Source organism: Lentzea albida (genome assembly GCF_900111005.1).
Lineage (GTDB): Bacteria > Actinomycetota > Actinomycetes > Mycobacteriales > Pseudonocardiaceae > Lentzea > Lentzea albida.
The window spans coordinates 234,907-251,891 of sequence record NZ_FOFV01000008.1 but is presented as its reverse complement, the minus strand read 5'-3'; the positions used below and the strand labels follow the sequence as shown (position 1 = coordinate 251,891).

Below are 16,985 nucleotides of genomic sequence, written 5' to 3'. Positions count from 1 at the left end.
TCCTCGCGACAGCCACTGGTCGCGCGCCAGCCGCTGTTGGGGTTCAGCTTAGATAGCGGACCTGTTTCGCCTTGCCCTCCAGCACCTCTTCGCGGGCCGACGTGATCTCCGGCCGGTGCGCCACCTCCGGCACGCCGACCTCCCACCACGCCCCGGCCTCGGTCCACGACGACGGGTGCGTGCGGATCACGACCACGGCCGGGCGCTTCTCGGCGAGGGTCACTTCGCGCGCCTTGCGGTAAGCGCCTTCCAGGTCACCGAGGGAGTCGACGGTGAACACCGCGCAGCCCATGGCGGCGGCGTGACCCGCGAAGTCGGTGCGCGGGGGTTCGGGGTGCGCCGAGGTGCAGTCGGCGTAGAGGTTGTTGTAGCCCGCGCCGCCCTGGCCGGTCTGGAGGCGGTGGATCACGGCGTAGCCGTCGTTGTCGCAGACCACCGCCACGAAGCCGTGGCCCGCGAAGGCCGCGGAGAACAGTTCGGAGTTCAGCATCAGGTAGCTGCCGTCGCCGAGGAGCGTGGTGACGACGCCCTGCGTGTGGGCGATCGCGGCTCCCCACGCGCCGGCCAGTTCGTAGCCCATGCAGGAGAAGCCGTACTCGACGTCCATCGTGGACTCGCCGGTCGCGCGCCAGCCGCCGATCAGTTCGCCGGGGAGGCCGCCGGACGCCGTCATGACGTAGTCGGTGGGCTCGCTGACGTCGTTCACGACGCCGACGACCTGCGCGTAGGTCGGGAGGCCTTCGCCCGGGGTGCGGAGCTTCGTGATGTGGGCGTCCCACTTCTCGCGCTCGGTCCGGGCTCGCGCGGCCCAGTCCGCGGGTGCCTGCCAGGACGCCAGCAGGTCGGTGAGCTCGCGCAGGCCCTCGTCGGCGTCGGCCACCAACGCGGTCGAGCCGTGCTTCACGGCGTCGAAGCGGGCCGCGTTCAGGGAGAGCAGGTGCGCGTCCGGGGAGAAGACGGTCCAGGACGCGGTGGTGAAGTCCTGCAGGCGCGTTCCGACGGCGATGACCAGGTCGGCTTCGCCCGCGAGGACGTTGGCCGAGGTCGAGCCGGTGATGCCGAGCGGACCGGCGTGCAGCGGGTGCTCGTGCGGGACCAGCGTGCGGCCCGCCGTGGTCTCGACGACCGGGATGCCGTGCTGCTCGGCGAACCGCAGGGCGCGGCCGGCCGCGCCGGAGTAGCGGACACCGCCGCCCAGCACCAGCAACGGCCGGGAGGCGCTCCGGATGGCGGCGGCGGCCGCGGAGAGCGCGTTGAGGTCGGGGCGCAGGCGCAGCGGTCGGTGCAGGACCGGGGCGAACAGGGCATCGGGGAAGTCGTAGGACTCCGCCTGGACGTCCTGGGGCAGCGCGAGTGTCACCGGGCCGCAGTCGGCCGGGTCGGTGAGGACGCGCGCGACCTGCGGCAACGTCGACAGCAGCTGCTCGGGCCTGGTGATGCGGTCGAAGTAGCGGCTGACCGCGCGGAACGCGTCGTTGACCGTCGCGGTCGGGTCGTGGAAGTGCTCGACCTGCTGCAGGACCGGGTCCGGGGCGCGGCCGGTGAAGGTGTCGCCGGGCAGCAGCAGGAGGGGCAGGCGGTTCGCGTGGGCGACGCCCGCCGCGGTGACCATGTTCAGGGCGCCGGGACCGATCGACGACGTGGCGACGCCGACCTGGCGACGGTGGGTGGCCTTGCCGATGCCGACGGCCGCGAGCGCCATGCCCTGCTCGTTGTGGCCGCGCCACACCGGGAGGCGGTCGCGGACCTCCTCCAGCGCGTTGCCGAGGCCGAGCACGTTGCCGTGGCCGAAGATCGCGAACACGCCGGGGAACAGCGGTGCCGTGGTGCCGTCCTGCAGTTCGGTCTGCTGGGCGAGCATCCAGCGGACCAGCGCCTGCGCGGTCGTGAGCTTCACTTGACGCGCCCCTCTGCTGTCGTGACCGGGCAACGCGGGTCCAGTTCCTGCGTCGCCCAGCTGTCGCGGACCCAGGTGTGGGCCGGGTCGTCGCAGAACGCCATCGAGCGCTCGGGGCCCGGACCAGCGAGAACGTTCAGGTAGTACATGGGGTATCCCGGCGCCGCGACGCACGGGCCGTGGTAGCCGCGCGGGATCAGGAAGACGTCGCCGTCCCGCACGGTCACGTCCTCGTCGATCGTGCCGTCGTCGGTGTACGTGCGGTGGAAGCCGAAGCCGGTGCGGGACGGGGTGACGCCGTCGCGGTCGGCGATGCGGAAGTAGTAGATCTCCTCGTTGTTCACCTCGCACGGCTCGGACTCGTCGTGCTTGTGCGGCGGGTACGAGGACCAGTTGCCGTCCGGGGTGATCAGCTCGCACGCGTTGAGCTTGTCCGCGTGGTCCCAGACGCCGGGCACGCCGAAGTTCGTGACCTGGCGGGTCGCGTTGCCGGAGCCGCGCACCTCGACGGGCACGCCGTCGGCCGGGCCGTACTTCGGCGTGAGGCGGTTCTCGCAGCGCGCCATGGGAAGCGCGATCTCACAGCCGTCCACAGAGGACAGGCGGACCGAGGCGTCGCGCGGGACGTAGGCGAAGTCCGTGACGCGGGTGAAGACCGACTCGCGGCCCTGCAGTTCGAAGCGCTCGCCGTCGGCCTCGACCGCCAGCGATCCGGCCAGCGGCAGCACGAACGCCTCGAACTCGCCTGTCTCGACCGTGCGCGTGCCGCCGGCCTCGATCCGCAGCACGCGCAGGCCGGTGTAGGCCCAGCCCGCGTCCTCCGGGGTCAGCGCGATGACGTCGCCGGAGGTCGAAAGTGTCCCGTGTGGACGGTGCAGGCTCATTCCGTGACTCCCTTCGCGGCGCGCAGGATCTCGGCAGCGGCGGCGACGGCGGACGCCACGTCACCGTCCGGCGGGTACAGCAGCGCCCGGCCGACGACGAGTCCGCGCACGGTCGGATGTTGCAGCGAGCGGCCCCACGACTTGAGGTCGTCCTCCGGCCGTTCGGAGGGCACACCGCCGAGCACCAGCGCGGGCAACGCCGTGGTGTCCAGCACGACCTCCGGCTCCTCCGGCGCGGGCAGCTTCAGCCAGGTGTAGGCCGAGGTGGAGCCGAGACCGGCGGCGACGGCCGACGCGCGGGAGAGTGCCGCGGAGTCCTTCTGCAGCACCAGCTTGTCGTTGTGGTCGCGCTTGTACGGCAGCGGTTCGACCATCGCCATCAGGCCGTGCTCGGCGAGTTCGGTGACGGCCCGCGCGCAGCCTTCCAGCGTCGGGATCGTGCCGGGGTCCGAGTCGACCAGGCGCAGCAGCATCTTGCCGCCGTCCAGGCCGAAGGTCGCGATGGACGACGCGTCGTACGCGGTGAACCTGTCGTCGATCTCCCAGTCCGCACCGGCCAGGCCGCCGCGGTTCATCGAGCCGATGACCACGCGTTCGTCCAGGCCGTCGAGGAGCAGCAGGTCCTCGATCACGTCCGGCGTGCCGAGCACGCCGTCGACCTCGGGGTTCGCCAGCGCCGTGAGCAGGCGGGCCAGCAACGATCGGCGGTCGGCCATCGCCAGCGGGTCACCGCCGACGCCGAGCGCGCCGCGCGCCGGGTGGTCCGCCGCGACCAGGAACAGCGTGGACTTGCCGTTCAGCAACGAGTTCCGCCGCTTGCGGGACTGGTAGGCCCGTCTGATCGAACCGGGGTCCTCCGCCCGCCGCCACAACAGTTCCCGCCACTGGCCGTCGGTGATCACAGCAGTTCCTCGATCTCTTCCTGATCCGGCATCGCGTCCGCGCAGGCCAGCCGGGACGCGACGATCGCGCCGGCCGCGTTGGCGTACCGCGCGATCTTCACCGGGTCCCAGCCGGACAGCAGGCCGTGCACCAGGGAGCCGCCGAACGCGTCCCCGGCGCCGAGCCCGCACACGACCTCGACGGGGTTCGGCTCGACGGTCCACCGGCCGTCCGGGGTGGCCACGAGCACGCCCTCGGCACCCTTCTTGACCAGGGCCAACGAGATCCCGTGCGCCAGCAGCCGGTCGGCGGCCTCGTCGGGATCGGCCGTGCCGACGGCGATCTCGCACTCGGTGCGGTTGCCCACGGCGACCGTCACGTGGTCGAGCATCCAGCCGATCTCGGCCCGCGCGGTCTTCACGTCCGGCCAGAACATCGGCCGGTAGTCCAGGTCCAGCACGGTGTGCCCGTTGCGCGCACGGTTCGCGAGCATCATCCGTTGCGACGTTCTCGCGGGCTCCGCGGAGACGCCCGTGCCGGTGACCCACAACAGCGGGACCTCGCGGGTGAGCGCCCACGGCACGTCCTCCTCGCCGATGGTGAGGTCCGGCGCGATCGGCTGGCGGTAGAACAGCAGCGGCGGGTCCGCGGGCGGGTTGAGCTCGCAGAACACCACCGGGGTCAGCAGGTCCGGCGAGGTGCCGACGTGCTCCGACGAGACGCCGAAGCCCTCCAGCGCCTCGCGGACGTACGTGCCGAAGCCGTCCGGGCCGACCTTCGTGAGCACACCCGCCCTGCGTCCCAGCCGGGCGGCGGCGACCGCGACGTTGGTCGCGGTGCCGCCGAGCGACTTGGCGAAGGTGCTGACCCGGGCCAGCGGCACCCCGGACTGCTCCGGGTACAGGTCGACGCCGACCCGGCCGACGGTCAGCACTTCCAGCGAACTCACGCCTCGACACCTCGCAGCTCGTGCTCCAGCGCCTCGAGCTCGGCACCACCGGCCATCTGCTTGGTGAGCTCGTTGATGTCGATCTCGGACTTCTCGTAGCTGCCCAGCGCCCGTCCGCGCTTGAGCAGCAGGAACCGGTTGCCGACCGGGTAGGCGTGGTGCGGGTTGTGGGTGATCAGCACGACGCCGAGGCCGCGATCACGGGCCTGAGCCACGTACTTCAGCACCACACCGGCCTGCTTGACGCCGAGCGCCGCGGTCGGTTCGTCGAGGATCAGCACCTTGGCACCGAAGTGCACGGCGCGGGCGATGGCGACGCACTGCCGTTCACCACCGGACAGCGTGCCGACGGGCTGCTCGACGTCGCGGAGGTCGATGCCCATGTCGGACAACGCCTTCTTGGTGACCGCCTTGCCCTTCTTGCTGTCCAGGAAGCCGAACCTCGTCGTCGGCTCCGAGCCCAGGAAGAAGTTGCGCCACACCGACATCAGCGGCACGACCGCCAGGTCCTGGTACACGGTCGCGATGCCGCGGTCCAGCGCCTCGCGGGGCGACGAGAAGCGGATCTCCTCGCCCTCGACCTTGAACGTGCCCTGGTCGTGCTGGTGCACACCGGCCAGGATCTTGATCAGGGTCGACTTGCCGGCGCCGTTGTCGCCCAGCACGCAGGTGACCTCACCGGCGTTGACCACGGTGGAGACCTCGCTGAGCGCGATGACGCTGCCGTAGGTCTTGCCGATGTCCTCGGTCTCGATCAGTGATGTCATCGCCTGACCCTTTCCGCCCGGCGGCGCAGCATGTTGTTGACCAGCACGGCGGCCAGCAGCATCACGCCGAGGAACAGCTGGAACCAGTCGCTGTTCCAGCCCGCGTACACGATGCCCTGCCGGGCCATGCCGAAGATCAGCGCGCCGATCGCCGCGCCCACCGCGGAGCCGAAGCCACCGGTCAGCAGGCATCCGCCGATGACGGCCGCGATGATGTACTGGAACTCGAGGCCGATGCCCTGGTTCGCCTGCACGCTCGCGTACCGCAGGATGTTGATCGAGCCGACGAGCCACGCGGCGAACGCCGTCGTCATGAACAGCAGGATCTTCGACCGCACGACCGGCACACCGACCGCGCGCGAGCTCTGCGTGGCGCCGCCGATCGCGAAGATCCAGTTGCCGAACCTGGTGCGCAGCAACACGGTCGAGGCGACGACCGTGAACAGGACCCACCAGATGATCGACACGTAGAAGCTCGTGCCGCCGATCTGGAACGTCGAGGCGAACAGGAACCCGGCCGACTCGTACCCGGCCGTCTCCCGCATGCCCGACACCTGCACGCTGCCCGTGACCAGGCGCGTGACGCCGAGGTTCAGGCCCTGCAACGCGAGGAAGCTGCCCAGCGTCACGATGAAGCTCGGCAGGCCCGTGCGCATCACGAGCCAGCCGTTCAGCGCGCCCACCGCCAGCGCGAAGGCGAGCGAGACCAGCAACGCGAGCCAGACGTTCAGCCCGAGCTGGGTGGCGAGGAGAGCCGTGACGAGCGCGGTGGACGCGGTCATGACGCCGGCGGACAGGTCGAACTCGCCGCCGATCATCAGCAGTGCCACCGCGACCGCCATGATCCCGAGCATGGAGGCGTCGTCCAGCCAGGTGGCCGCCCCGCCCATGCTCAGGAACTGCTCGGTGACCACGGAGAAGAACAGGAACACCAGCAGTGCGCCGAGCATGGCGCCGATCTCAGGGCGTTTGACCAGCTGGTCCATCACCCTGGGCTTGCTCAGCCGTTCGTCGGCAGCCGGTGGAGCTGTGGCCGTCACGGTCATCTCCCCGCCTCCTCCTTACCTCTTGCCGTTCTTGGCGTACTCCGCGACCTTGTCCACGTTGGACTTGTCGACGAAGCCGGGACCGGTGAGGACGGGCTTGCCACCACCGAGCGTGTTGGCGTTGTCCTTGAAGAGCTTCAGCATCACGACCGGCAGGTAGCCCTGCTGGTACTGCTGCTGGTCGACGGCGAAGAGCACCTCGCCGGCCTTGATCGAGTTGACCACGTCCGCGTTGAGGTCGAACGTCGCCACCTGCGCCTTGGAGCTCGCGCCCTTGATGGCGGACGCCGCGTTCACGGCGACCTGCGGGTTGAGGGCCAGCACGCCGTCGACCGCGGTGTCGGACTGCAGCTTGGCCTTGATGCGGGCCTCGACGTCGGTCGGGTTGGAGATGTCGACCTGCAGGTTCTCCACCGCGCCGCCGAAGCCGGTGCGGGCACCGTCGCAGCGCTGGTTGAGGCCCGAGTTGCCGGCCTCGTGGATCACGCAGAGCAGCTTGGTCTTGCCGGCGGCCTTGAGCTTCTTGCCGGCTTCCTCACCGGCGATCGTCTCCTCCTGGCCGACGTGCGCCATGGCACCGAACTCCGCGCTCTTCGCGCTGCCGGAGTTGATCGTGATGACCGGGATGCCGGCCTTCACCGCGTTCTCGATCGAGGTCTTGAGCGCGTCCGGGTTCGCCATCGACACCACGATGCCGCCGACCTTCTGCGACACGGCGTTGTCGATCAGCTTGGCCTGGGCGCCGGGGTCGCCGTCGGAGTTGTAGGTGACGCCGACGCCGAGCTGCTTGCCCGCGTCCTCGGCGCCGACCTTCACGACGCTCCAGAACGCGTCGCCCGCGGTGCCGTGCGTGATCACGGACACCTTGAGGTCACCCGAGGCCTGCGAGCTGTTGTTGCTGCCGGTGTCCTGCGTGTTCGTACCAGTGGGACCGCTACAGGCGGCGAGTAGAGCAACACCCGCGAGCGCCACGCCCGCGCGGATGACCATCCGAGACTTCATCGTCTCCAGTCCCTTCAGAGGATCTTGCTGAGGTGCGCAAGGCTGCGCGCGGTGTCCTGAAGTGGCTTGTCCACCGGACTTCCGTGCTTGAGCTGGGTGTCCTGCTCCAACACGAACCAACCGGTGTAGCCCGCCTCTTGAACAGACTGCACCAGCGCTTCCACGTCCACGTCACCGTCCCCGAGCGGCACGTAGATGCCCTGTTCCACGGCATCGGTGTAACTGAGCTCGCCGCTGCGCACCTTCGCCGCGATCTCGTCACGCACGTCCTTGAGGTGCACGTGACCGATGCGGTCGGGGTAGCGGCGCGCCAGCTCGACCGGGTCCGTGCCACCGATTAGGAGGTGGCCGGTGTCCAGGCAGAGCTGGAGATCGGAGTCCGCGAGGAACCGGTCGACCTCCGCCTCCCGCTCGACGTGGGTGCCCACGTGCGGGTGCAGCACGGTCTTGAGGCTGTGCTTCGCGGCGATCTCGCGGATCTTCGCGCAGGTGTCGACGAGCGTCTTCCACTCGTCGTCGCTGAGCTTCGGGGTCTCGTCGTAGCCGTCCAGGCCGGTCGCCGCGGCCAGCACCAGCACCTCGGCGCCACCAGACTTGAGGATGGCGGCGACGCGGTCGGCTTCGTCCAGTGTGGACTGGACGTCGGTGTGCAGCGTGACCGCCAGGAAGCCGCCGACGAGACCGAGTTCGTGGCTTCGAAGGAGGGTCTTGAGCTGCTCGGGGTCGGCCGGGAGGTAGTCGGGCGGGCCGAGTTCGGTGGCGGTGAGGCCGAGTGAGTGCATCTGGCTCAGGACGGTCTCGGACGGGAGCACGTCACCCCAGCCCGGCACCTCGCAGACACCCCAGGAGATCGGTGCTCCAGCGATCTTCGCCATGCCTAGTTCCCCTCGATCCTCACCGGTGCGCCGCTGCGACGCGACTGCTCACAAGCTTCTGCCAGGCGGAGGCTGATCAAACTCTCCCGCGCCGGGGACGGATTCGCGACCTCGCCCTTGATGACCTGCGTGAACAGGTTCATCTCGTTGACGTACGCGCGGTGGAAGCGCTCCGGGAAGCCGGGGTAGGCGTCGTCTCCCGCCACGTGACCGCCGGGCTCCAGCGAGTTGAGCGGGGTGCGCGGGTCGACGCCGGCGACGAGCGAGTCCTTGCTGCCCATGACCTCGATGCGGTGGTCGTAGCCGACCGGGTCGTGCCGTCCGCCGGCCAGCGTGGCGTGCGCGCCGCCCTCGAACTTCAGCATCACGACGGCGTTGTCGACGTCGTCCGCGTCGGCGAACGCCTGGTGCACCAGCACGGAACCGCTCGCGTAGACCTCGACGACCCGCTGGCCGACCAGCCACGGCACGCAGTCGAGGTCGTGGATCAGCAGGTCGCGGAAGATGCCGCCGGACGCCGGCAGGTAGGAGAAGTCCGGCGGGTTGGCGTCGTTGCCGATGGCCCTGACCAGGTAGATGTCCCCGACCTCGCCCGCCCTGATGCGGCGGTTCAGCTCGTAGATCGCCGGGTCGAACCGGCGCTGGAAGCCCACCAGCACCTCGACGCCGGACTTCTCGACGTCCTCGACCAGCGCGGTCATCTCGGCGACGTCGCTCGCGATCGGCTTCTCGCACAGCGTCGGAACGCCCTTGGCGATCGCCGCGCGCAGCATCTCGGGATGGGTGTTCGTCGGGGTGGCCAGCAGGACGCCGTCGACGTTGCCGAGCAACGTGTCGAGGTCGTCGACCGCCTTCGTTCCGGCGAGGTCCGCTGACGCCTGCGCTGCGCGACCGGGCACCGGGTCGAAGAGGAGCACCTCGTCGACCCGGTCCAGTGCGGCGAGGTTGGTCGCGTGCATGGTGCCGATCCTGCCGACACCCGCTACTCCGATCCGCATCGCAGGTTTCCCCTGTTCATCGGTTTGATCCGTTAGAGCGCTCTATTGGTTGGAGCGCTCTAATGCTGTAGCTTGCGTCACACGGGTGTCAAGGGTGCGTTTCCTGCCCGTGACGTGAGGGGAGGTGTTGCCGGTGATCAGGCCGACGATGGAAGACGTCGCTCTGCGCGCGGGCGTGTCGCGCGCCCTGGTGTCACTGGTGATGCGCGGTTCACCGAAGGTGAGCGAGCTGCGACGCAGTGCTGTCCTGAAGGCCGCGGAGGAACTGGGCTACTCGCCGCACGCCATGGCGCGTTCACTGGCCTCGCGCACGTCCACCGTGCTCGGCGTGATGGTGTCCGACCTGCACAACGCGTTCTTCGCGGAGGTCGTGGACGGCATCGACGAGGTGGCGCGCGACCAGGGGTTCGACGTCATCATCAACACCGGCGGCCGCTCTCCCGCCCGCGAGCGCCGTGCGTTGGAGTCGCTGCTGTCCTTCCGGCCTGCCGGGCTGATCCTGTTGTCGCCCGTCGTGCCGGCGACGGCCATTTCCAAGGCTGCGGAGCAACTGCCCGTCGTGCTGGTGGCCCGGTCGTCTCGGGTGTCCACTGTGGATACCGTCAACGACGACGGCGAGGTCGGGGCTCGGCTGGCTGTGGACCACCTGGTTTCGTTGGGGCATCAGCGGATTGCCCACCTGGACGGCGGTGAGGGCACGCAGGCCGGACCGCGTCGGCGCGGGTATGTCGCCGCCATGGAGTCGCATGGGCTCGTGCCTCAGGTCGTGTCGTCCGAGTACACCGACGCTGCTGGGGCTCGGGCGATCCGGTCGTTGATTTCCGATCGTGTGTTGCCCACGGCGATCTTGTCTTGCAACGACTTCAACGCTGTGGGGGCGATCTCTGCGTTGGAGGACGCCGGGTTGCGCGTGCCGGGCGACGTTTCCGTTGTGGGGTATGACAACACTTCTTTGGCCGCGTTGCGGCACGTTTCTCTCACCACGATCGACCAGCCCCGTGCCGAGTTCGGCCGGTTGGCTGCCGGCGCGCTTCTGCAGCGCGTCCGGGAAGAGCGCACGGAGCCCGTGCGCCATCTCCTCACCCCCTCACTCGTTGTTCGCAACACGACCGCACCGCCAGCGACTTCGCGTCGGTCGTCCGGTTCCCCCTTTCTGTCAACCGCCGGAGGCGATTCGGCGGAAAGCGGGAGCCGGACGGCCGACTTCGAGGCGAAGTCGCCGGAGCGGCGAAGCCGCGACCAAGAACACGGAGGACCGCGTTGAGCACCATCCCCCACTGGATCGACGGCGCCCGCACCAGCGGCGTGTCGTCCCGGACCTCGGACGTCTTCAACCCCGCCACCGGCGAGGTCGCCGCCCAGGTCGTGCTGGCCGAGCAGGCCGACGTCGACCTCGCCGTCTCCTCGTCGCTGAAGGCGGCGCAGTCCTGGTCGGAGTCGTCGCTGGCGACGCGCTCGCGCATCCTCTTCGAGTACCGCCACCTGCTGCACACGCACCGCGACGAGCTCGCCGCGATCATCACGTCCGAGCACGGCAAGGTGCTGTCGGACGCGGCCGGTGAGGTGCAGCGCGGGCTGGAGGTCGTCGAGTTCGCGTGCGGCATCCCGCAGCTGCTGAAGGGCGAGCACTCCGAGCAGGTCTCGCGCGGGGTCGACGCCTACTCGTTGCGGCAGCCGCTGGGTGTGGTCGCGGGCATCACGCCGTTCAACTTCCCCGTGATGGTGCCGATGTGGATGTTCCCCATCGCCATCGCGACCGGGAACACCTTCGTCCTGAAGCCCTCCGAGCGCGATCCCTCTGCCTCGGTGCGGCTGGCCGAGCTGTTCCAGGAGGCCGGGCTGCCCGACGGCGTGTTGAACGTCCTGCAAGGCGACGCCTTCGCGGTCAACGCGCTGCTCGACCACCCGGACGTGGCCGCGGCGTCGTTCGTCGGCTCCACCCCGATCGCCCGGCACGTCTACGCGCGGGGCACGGCGGCCGGCAAGCGCGTGCAGGCGTTGGGTGGCGCCAAGAACCACATGGTCGTGCTGCCCGACGCCGATCTCGATGTGGCCGCCGACGCCGCCGTTTCCGCTGGTTACGGCTCTGCAGGTGAGCGCTGCATGGCCATCTCCGTGGTCGTGGCCGTGGGCTCGGCGGGTGACTCGTTGGTCGAGAAGATCGCGTCGCGGACTCGTGAGCTGCACCCGTCCGTGCTGCCAGGGACCGATCCTTCTGCTCAGATGGGGCCGTTGGTCACCGGGGTGCACCGGGATCGGGTTCGGTCCTATGTGGACGCGGGTGAGGCGGCCGGTGCCTCGTTGGTCGTCGACGGGCGTGGGCACGCGCCCGCGGGTGCCGAGGGCGGTTTCTGGCTGGCCCCCACGTTGTTCGACCACGTGACGCCGGACATGACGATCTACACCGACGAGATCTTCGGGCCGGTGCTGGCGGTCGTGCGCGCGGAGACGTTCGAGGACGCGCTCAAGTTGGTCAACGCCAACCCGTACGGGAACGGGACCGCCATCTACACCGGTGACGGGCTGGCCGCGCGGGAGTTCCAACGGCGGGTTCAGGTCGGGATGGTCGGGATCAACGTTCCGATCCCCGTGCCGATGGCCTACTACTCGTTCGGCGGGTGGAAGGACTCGTTGTTCGGGGACACGCACGTGCACGGGGCTGAGGGCGTGAAGTTCTACACGCGGGCGAAGGCCGTGACGGCTCGGTGGCCGCAGCAGCACGGGGTGAACCTGGGATTCCCGACGCACGGCTGATCCGTTCGGAGCAACGGCCGCTCTGTCCGCCTCAGGCGAACAGAGCGGCCGTTTTCATCTGGTACGAACCAATTCGAACGCGGACGACTCGCTGATCTGGTCAGATGAACTAAGCGAACGATTGTCCTGCTGAATTCGACTTCAGTTTCGCTGATCTTGGAATATCCGGACGCGGTGGATCGATTCGACAAAGGTGCTGGACGCGGAGGTAGGATCCGCGTTCACACAGCCGAACATCGCTTCCTTTCTCGCGAACGCCGCACCGTTCGTTACACCGGAGAAAGGAAGAGCCCTCAGCAGGAGGACCGAACACGATGTCGCCCAGTGAGGACGACAGTCCTTTCGCGACGGCATGCCGCGCCCGCAACCACGCCGAGTTCATCTGCGCACTGAACCAGCTGCGCCTGTCGAGAGGGCTTTCGTTCCGGGAGGTCTCGATCAACGCGGGACAGTTCGCGCTGGCCAAAAGCAGCGCGCACGCCATGTGCACCGACAGGCCGCCCAAGCAGGAGGACAAGCTCAGAGCCTTCCTCACCGGCTGCGGAGAGCCTGCCGGGGCGCTCGACGGCTGGGTGGAGCAGTGGCGGCGCGTGACGGCCTCCCGCGCCAACAGGAGGCCGCACCCCGCTGCTCAGCTGGTCCCAAGCTCGGCCAGGGGTTTCTCACCACCGGAATGACGCTCCGGCGCGTGCGCGAGCCTAGCTGCCCACCACCACACCGACCAGACGGTTGGACGGCATTGGACGTCGTCAATACGAACAATTGCCGACGACGTGGTCAGCGGCGCCGCGGAAGATGACAGAAACTGGTCATTTGGACTCCGTTGGACGAGTTCGGACGCCGTTGCACTAGCCGCGAAAAACCTGGACGCCGATTCGGTTGGCAATCACCCGTGTGAGTGACATCCTCGTAGTCGAGCCGTTATGTCGCCGAGTTCCGCGGCAACGCCAATTGCCCGCTTGGACGCATTCCGCGCATTCGGCTCGGAGCTGTTCCCACACCAGCTGGTCCCCTTCGGCGCACGGTGACGCGCCGAGCCCTTTCCAGGAGTTTCGATGACCACTTCGCCCTACAACGGGGCGCTGCACCCGCGCCGGCGCTGTGCCACCTCCGGCACCAGCACGGTCCTGCTGGCCGCGGCCGCCTTCGTCTTCACCGCGTGGATGCTCGCGCACGACCACTCGCCGGTCGTGTCCGTGTCGACGACGGCCGCCGTGCTCGCGGTGACGACCACGCTGAGCCGCAGCCGGCCGTTCACCGCGAGATTCGGGCCGCTCCCACCGGCGGGCCCGGTGGTGGTCTGGGAGGACGACCAGCGATGACGTGTCCGGAGGGCGAGTCGATCGAGCGCCTGAACCGGCTCTGGGCACAGCTGCTGCACGGCATGTCGAGACAGGGCAGGCGTTCGGACGCGATCGCGGCCTACCACGAGGTCAGCGCGGTTCTCGAGAGCGAGCTCGGCATCGAACCGCGACCGGCGCGCCCGTTGCTCGCGACGTCGACCGCCGAACTGCGGGCGGCGACCGAGACCGAGTTCGTCGAGCTGTTGCGGACGATCCGGACCCGGTCGGGCCTGAGCCTGCCGGAGATCCACCGCCGCGCGGGCAGGGTGTTGCCGCGCAGCCAGGTCTACTCGTTGCTCAAGCGCGGCAAGCTGCCGACGAAGCCCGAGCAGGTGCGGGCGTTCGTGAGCACGTGCGGCCTGTCCGAACCGCAGGTGGCGCGCGTGATGGAGCTGTGGGCGACGTTGCGCGAGCAGACCGAACTCGCCGTGCGCGGGCCGGAGGACGACAAACCGTTCGCGATCCTGATCGTGCGCAGCGCATGAGAAAGCCCCCGCCGGGAGAGCGGGGGCTTTCTCCACAACGCGATCAGGCGTCGACCTTCTCGCGTTCCGGCTCCGCGGCCGCGGGCGGCTTGGGCAGGAACCTCTTGATGAGCGGGAAGAACAGGATCACCAGGATGACCACGTAGATGATGACCGCCATCGGGCTGTTGACCAGCCCCGTCAACGAGCCGTCCGACAGCTGGAGTGACCGGCGCATCTGCTGTTCCGCTGCCGGGCCGAGGATCACGCCGATGATCGCGGGCAGCACCGGCAGGCCGTAGCGGCGCATGCCGAAGCCCAGCAGGCCGATCACGAACATCAGCAGCAGGTCGAAGATGTCCGCGTTGACCGCGTAGGCACCGACCGACGCGAAGAACAGGATGCCCGCGTACAGGTACGGCCTCGGGATCCGCAGCAGCTTCGCCCACAGCGGGGCCAGCGGGAGGTTCAGCACCAGCAGCAGGGTCAGGCCGATGAACAGCGACGCGATCAGCGCCCAGACCAGGCCGGACTCGCGCTGGAACAGCAACGGGCCGGGCTGGATGCCGTACTGCTGGAACGCCGCGAGCATGACGGCCGCGACCGCCGTGGTCGGCAGGCCGAGGGTCAGCATCGTGACCAGGGTGCCCGCGGCGGAAGCGGAGGCGGTCGACTCCGGGCCCGCGACGCCCTCGATGGCGCCCTTGCCGAACTCGTCCTTGTGCTTGGAGAGCCGCTTCTCCGTCACGTACGACAGGAAGGTCGGGATCTCCGCGCCGCCGGCCGGGATCGCGCCGAACGGGAAGCCGATCACCGGGCCGCGCAGCCACGGCTTCCAGGTGCGCTTCAGGTCCGCCTTCGAGAGCCACGGGCGGCCCACCGGGATCGGCTCGAACGGCTTGCGGCGCAGGTGGGCCGCCACCCACAGGGCCTCGCCGACCGCGAACAGGGCGACGGCGACCACGACGATGTCGATGCCGTCGGCCAGGTGCAGCGAACCGAACGTGAGGCGCTGCTGGCCGGTCATCTCGTCCAGGCCGACGAGGCCCAGGGTGAGGCCGATGAGCAACGATGCGAAGCCGCGGATCCGGGAGGCGCCCAGGACGGACGTGACGGCGATGAACGCCAGCACCATGACGGCGAACAGGTCCGGGGCACCGATGTCGACGGCGTGCTTCGCTACGAACGGGGCCAGCAGGACGATCAGGATCGTGCCGATGATGCCGCCGGTGAAGTGGCCGATGGCGGCGGCGGCAAGCGCTTGCGCGCCTCGGCCCTTGCGGGCCATGGGATTGCCCTCGAACGCCGCCACGACCGCAGCGCTCTCGCCCGGTGTGTTCAGCAGGATCGACGTGGTCGAGCCGCCGAACATGCCGCCGTAGTAGATGCCCGCGAACATGATGAACGCGCCGGTCGGCTCCATGCCGTAGGTGACGGGCAGCAGGAGGGCGACCGCCATGGCCGGGCCGATGCCCGGCAGGACACCGATCGCGGTGCCCAGCAGCACGCCGACGGCGGCGAGCAGCAGGTGTGTCGGCGTCAGCGCCGTGGCGAAGCCGTCGAGCAGTTGTTCCACCTAGAACACCTCCATCAACGGGCCACCGGGGAGCGGGACGCCGAGCAGGTTGTTGAACATGACGAACGTGAAGATCGACAGTCCGGCCGCGATCAACGGGTCGCGCACCAGGTTGCGGCTCCCGAGGGCGTAGGCGGAGCCCCAGAAGAGGATCGCGCCGGAGATCGGGAAGCCGACCACGCCGATCAGCGCGGCGTTCGCGAGGAAGGCACCGCACAGCAGCAGGACCGTGCGCCAGTCGGCGGGCGCGGACAGGTCGACGTCCTCGCCGGCCTCCGCCTCGCCCTTGCCGCCGCGCAGCACGTCGCGGGCCAGCAGGGCGGCGACGACCAGCAGCAGCGAGCCGACGAGGATCGGCACCGCCTTCGGGCCGACGGGGCCGCGCTGGGCGAAGTCCGTCGGGATGCTCAGCGCGTCGGTCAGCACCAGCACGCCGAGCACGACCAGCAGGACGCAGATGCCCAGCTCGGAGTGTTCGCGGAACCAGCTCCTGCGCTGGTCCGGCTCGGTCACGGTCGTCATGCCAGCCCCAAGTCCTTCAGCACCGTTGCCACCCGCTTGTTCTCGTTCTCCAGGAAGGTCCCGAACTCGTCTCCCGGCGCGAAGGCGTCCGTCCACCCGTTGCGCTGCAGGGCCTCTTCCCACTGCGGCGTCTTCTGCAGGTTCTGGAACACCTCGACCAGCTTCGCCCTGTCGGTCGGCGAGATCCCCGGCGGCGCGACGATGCCGCGCCAGTTGGTGAACTCGACGTCCACACCGGACTGCTGCAGCGTCGGCGCGTCGACGCCCTCGATGCGGTCCTTGCTCGTCACCGCGAGCACCCGCAACGTGCCGGCCTGGATCTGGTCGCGGTACTCGCCGACGCCGGAGACGCCGAACGCGACCTTGCCGCCCAGAACGCTGGCCAGCAGCTCACCACCGCCGTCGAACGGGATGTAGTTGACCGTCTTCGGCTCCAAGCCCACGGCCTTCGCGATCAGCATCGGCGCGAGGTGGTCGGGGCCGCCGGGCGCCGAACCCCCGCCGACCGTCACGGTGCCGGGGTTCGCCTTCCACGCGTCGACCAGTTGTTGCATCGACGTGTACGGCGAGTCCTTCGCGACCACGACGATGTCCGGCTCCTCGATCAGCTTCGCGATCGGGGTGGTGTCGAGCAGCGAGTTCGGCGACTTGTTCGTGTACACCGCGCCGACGACGCCCAGGCCCATCGACATGATCAGCTTGCCGTTGCCGCGCTCACCGACCGTGCGGCCGAGCCCGACCGTGCCGCCGGCGCCGGGGAGGTTGAACACCTCGGCGTTGCGCAGCAGGTCAGCGTCCTCCATGGCCTTCGCCGCCGTGCGCGCGGTGATGTCGTAACCGCCGCCGGGCGCGTTCGGCACGAGCACCCGCAACGCCCTGACCTGGTTCGTCTCACCGCTGTCCGCACCGGGCGTCAGCAGCGGTGGGACGAGCAGGACGGCGAGCAACGCCGTCGCCACCGCCACCCACACCTTCACCGACACTGTGATCCCCGCCTCTCGTCCGCGTGGTTGGACATGTTGCTCT

Annotated in this window: 17 protein-coding genes; 5 read left to right on the top strand and 12 right to left on the bottom strand. The window is 69.4% G+C overall.

Going from position 1 to position 16,985, the window contains the following annotated elements; all coding sequences use genetic code 11:
• Positions 1 to 43 precede the first annotated feature (43 nt).
• The 9 genes from iolD to BMY74_RS21700 all read right to left on the bottom strand — a co-directional run bounded on the left by iolD (position 44) and on the right by BMY74_RS21700 (position 9,300).
• Positions 44 to 1,897: a 3D-(3,5/4)-trihydroxycyclohexane-1,2-dione acylhydrolase (decyclizing) gene (gene iolD, locus BMY74_RS21740; RefSeq protein WP_089918775.1), complete on the bottom strand. Its 1,854-nt coding sequence runs from the start codon at positions 1,895 to 1,897 to the stop codon at positions 44 to 46.
• Complete coding sequence (iolB, locus tag BMY74_RS21735) at positions 1,894 to 2,781, bottom strand: 5-deoxy-glucuronate isomerase (RefSeq protein ID WP_089918773.1); 888 nt, start codon at positions 2,779 to 2,781, stop codon at positions 1,894 to 1,896. Before iolB ends, iolD begins: the two co-directional genes overlap by 4 nt.
• Positions 2,778 to 3,683, bottom strand: coding sequence for a Cgl0159 family (beta/alpha)8-fold protein (locus BMY74_RS21730; RefSeq protein WP_089918771.1), 906 nt, complete (start codon positions 3,681 to 3,683; stop codon positions 2,778 to 2,780). The genes iolB and BMY74_RS21730 overlap by 4 nt, the downstream gene beginning before the upstream one ends.
• Positions 3,680 to 4,612: a 5-dehydro-2-deoxygluconokinase gene (gene iolC / locus BMY74_RS21725; protein ID WP_089918769.1), complete on the bottom strand. Its 933-nt coding sequence runs from the start codon at positions 4,610 to 4,612 to the stop codon at positions 3,680 to 3,682. The genes BMY74_RS21730 and iolC overlap by 4 nt, the downstream gene beginning before the upstream one ends.
• Complete coding sequence (locus tag BMY74_RS21720) at positions 4,609 to 5,379, bottom strand: ATP-binding cassette domain-containing protein (protein ID WP_089918767.1); 771 nt, start codon at positions 5,377 to 5,379, stop codon at positions 4,609 to 4,611. Before BMY74_RS21720 ends, iolC begins: the two co-directional genes overlap by 4 nt.
• Positions 5,376 to 6,365, bottom strand: coding sequence for an ABC transporter permease (locus BMY74_RS21715; RefSeq protein WP_425434851.1), 990 nt, complete (start codon positions 6,363 to 6,365; stop codon positions 5,376 to 5,378). The genes BMY74_RS21720 and BMY74_RS21715 overlap by 4 nt, the downstream gene beginning before the upstream one ends.
• 75 nt (positions 6,366 to 6,440) lie before the next feature.
• The gene (locus BMY74_RS21710) at positions 6,441 to 7,427 is read right to left on the bottom strand and encodes a sugar ABC transporter substrate-binding protein (protein WP_089918763.1); all 987 of its coding nucleotides are present in this window, start codon (positions 7,425 to 7,427) and stop codon (positions 6,441 to 6,443) included.
• 14 nt (positions 7,428 to 7,441) lie between these two features.
• Positions 7,442 to 8,302, bottom strand: a complete 861-nt coding sequence (locus BMY74_RS21705) for a TIM barrel protein (protein WP_089918762.1) — start codon at positions 8,300 to 8,302, stop codon at positions 7,442 to 7,444.
• A 2-nt stretch (positions 8,303 to 8,304) separates the two neighbouring features.
• Positions 8,305 to 9,300 carry a Gfo/Idh/MocA family protein gene (locus BMY74_RS21700; protein ID WP_089918760.1) on the bottom strand — a complete coding sequence of 332 codons (996 nt, stop codon included), beginning with the start codon at positions 9,298 to 9,300 and terminating at the stop codon, positions 8,305 to 8,307.
• A gap of 133 nt (positions 9,301 to 9,433) precedes the next feature.
• On the opposite strand from BMY74_RS21700, the gene BMY74_RS21695 reads away from it, so the two are divergent.
• The 5 genes from BMY74_RS21695 to BMY74_RS45760 all read left to right on the top strand — a co-directional run bounded on the left by BMY74_RS21695 (position 9,434) and on the right by BMY74_RS45760 (position 13,882).
• Entirely contained in the window at positions 9,434 to 10,564 is a 1,131-nt protein-coding gene (locus BMY74_RS21695; RefSeq protein WP_089919122.1) for a LacI family DNA-binding transcriptional regulator, read from the top strand.
• Entirely contained in the window at positions 10,561 to 12,054 is a 1,494-nt protein-coding gene (locus tag BMY74_RS21690) for a CoA-acylating methylmalonate-semialdehyde dehydrogenase (protein ID WP_089918758.1), read from the top strand. Before BMY74_RS21695 ends, BMY74_RS21690 begins: the two co-directional genes overlap by 4 nt.
• Positions 12,055 to 12,368: 314 nt before the next feature.
• Positions 12,369 to 12,731, top strand: coding sequence for a hypothetical protein (locus BMY74_RS21685; protein ID WP_089918756.1), 363 nt, complete (start codon positions 12,369 to 12,371; stop codon positions 12,729 to 12,731).
• Positions 12,732 to 13,109: 378 nt separating this feature from the next.
• Positions 13,110 to 13,376 carry a hypothetical protein gene (locus tag BMY74_RS21680; protein ID WP_089918754.1) on the top strand — a complete coding sequence of 89 codons (267 nt, stop codon included), beginning with the start codon at positions 13,110 to 13,112 and terminating at the stop codon, positions 13,374 to 13,376.
• Positions 13,373 to 13,882, top strand: coding sequence for a BTAD domain-containing putative transcriptional regulator (locus BMY74_RS45760; protein ID WP_089918752.1), 510 nt, complete (start codon positions 13,373 to 13,375; stop codon positions 13,880 to 13,882). The genes BMY74_RS21680 and BMY74_RS45760 overlap by 4 nt, the downstream gene beginning before the upstream one ends.
• Positions 13,883 to 13,925: 43 nt before the next feature.
• On the opposite strand, the gene BMY74_RS21670 is transcribed toward BMY74_RS45760, so the two are convergent.
• Genes BMY74_RS21670 through BMY74_RS21660 form a run of 3 tightly spaced genes read right to left on the bottom strand, consistent with a single transcriptional unit; the run spans position 13,926 to position 16,924 of the window.
• Positions 13,926 to 15,437: a tripartite tricarboxylate transporter permease gene (locus BMY74_RS21670; protein WP_089918750.1), complete on the bottom strand. Its 1,512-nt coding sequence runs from the start codon at positions 15,435 to 15,437 to the stop codon at positions 13,926 to 13,928.
• Positions 15,438 to 15,959 carry a tripartite tricarboxylate transporter TctB family protein gene (locus BMY74_RS21665; protein ID WP_089918749.1) on the bottom strand — a complete coding sequence of 174 codons (522 nt, stop codon included), beginning with the start codon at positions 15,957 to 15,959 and terminating at the stop codon, positions 15,438 to 15,440.
• A complete protein-coding gene (locus tag BMY74_RS21660) occupies positions 15,956 to 16,924 on the bottom strand; it encodes a Bug family tripartite tricarboxylate transporter substrate binding protein (RefSeq protein WP_089919120.1) in 969 nt (322 codons plus the stop codon). Before BMY74_RS21660 ends, BMY74_RS21665 begins: the two co-directional genes overlap by 4 nt.
• Positions 16,925 to 16,985: the final 61 nt, after the last annotated feature.

Coding starts and splice junctions, on each gene's coding strand:
- iolB (WP_089918773.1), bottom strand. CDS start 2,781: ATGAGCCTGCACCGTCCACACGGGACACTTTCGACCTCCGGCGACGTC.
- BMY74_RS21720 (WP_089918767.1), bottom strand. CDS start 5,379: ATGACATCACTGATCGAGACCGAGGACATCGGCAAGACCTACGGCAGC.
- BMY74_RS21715 (WP_425434851.1), bottom strand. CDS start 6,365: ATGGACCAGCTGGTCAAACGCCCTGAGATCGGCGCCATGCTCGGCGCA.
- BMY74_RS21710 (WP_089918763.1), bottom strand. CDS start 7,427: ATGAAGTCTCGGATGGTCATCCGCGCGGGCGTGGCGCTCGCGGGTGTT.
- BMY74_RS21705 (WP_089918762.1), bottom strand. CDS start 8,302: ATGGCGAAGATCGCTGGAGCACCGATCTCCTGGGGTGTCTGCGAGGTG.
- BMY74_RS21700 (WP_089918760.1), bottom strand. CDS start 9,300: ATGCGGATCGGAGTAGCGGGTGTCGGCAGGATCGGCACCATGCACGCG.
- BMY74_RS21685 (WP_089918756.1), top strand. CDS start 12,369: ATGTCGCCCAGTGAGGACGACAGTCCTTTCGCGACGGCATGCCGCGCC.
- BMY74_RS21680 (WP_089918754.1), top strand. CDS start 13,110: ATGACCACTTCGCCCTACAACGGGGCGCTGCACCCGCGCCGGCGCTGT.
- BMY74_RS45760 (WP_089918752.1), top strand. CDS start 13,373: ATGACGTGTCCGGAGGGCGAGTCGATCGAGCGCCTGAACCGGCTCTGG.
- BMY74_RS21665 (WP_089918749.1), bottom strand. CDS start 15,959: ATGACGACCGTGACCGAGCCGGACCAGCGCAGGAGCTGGTTCCGCGAA.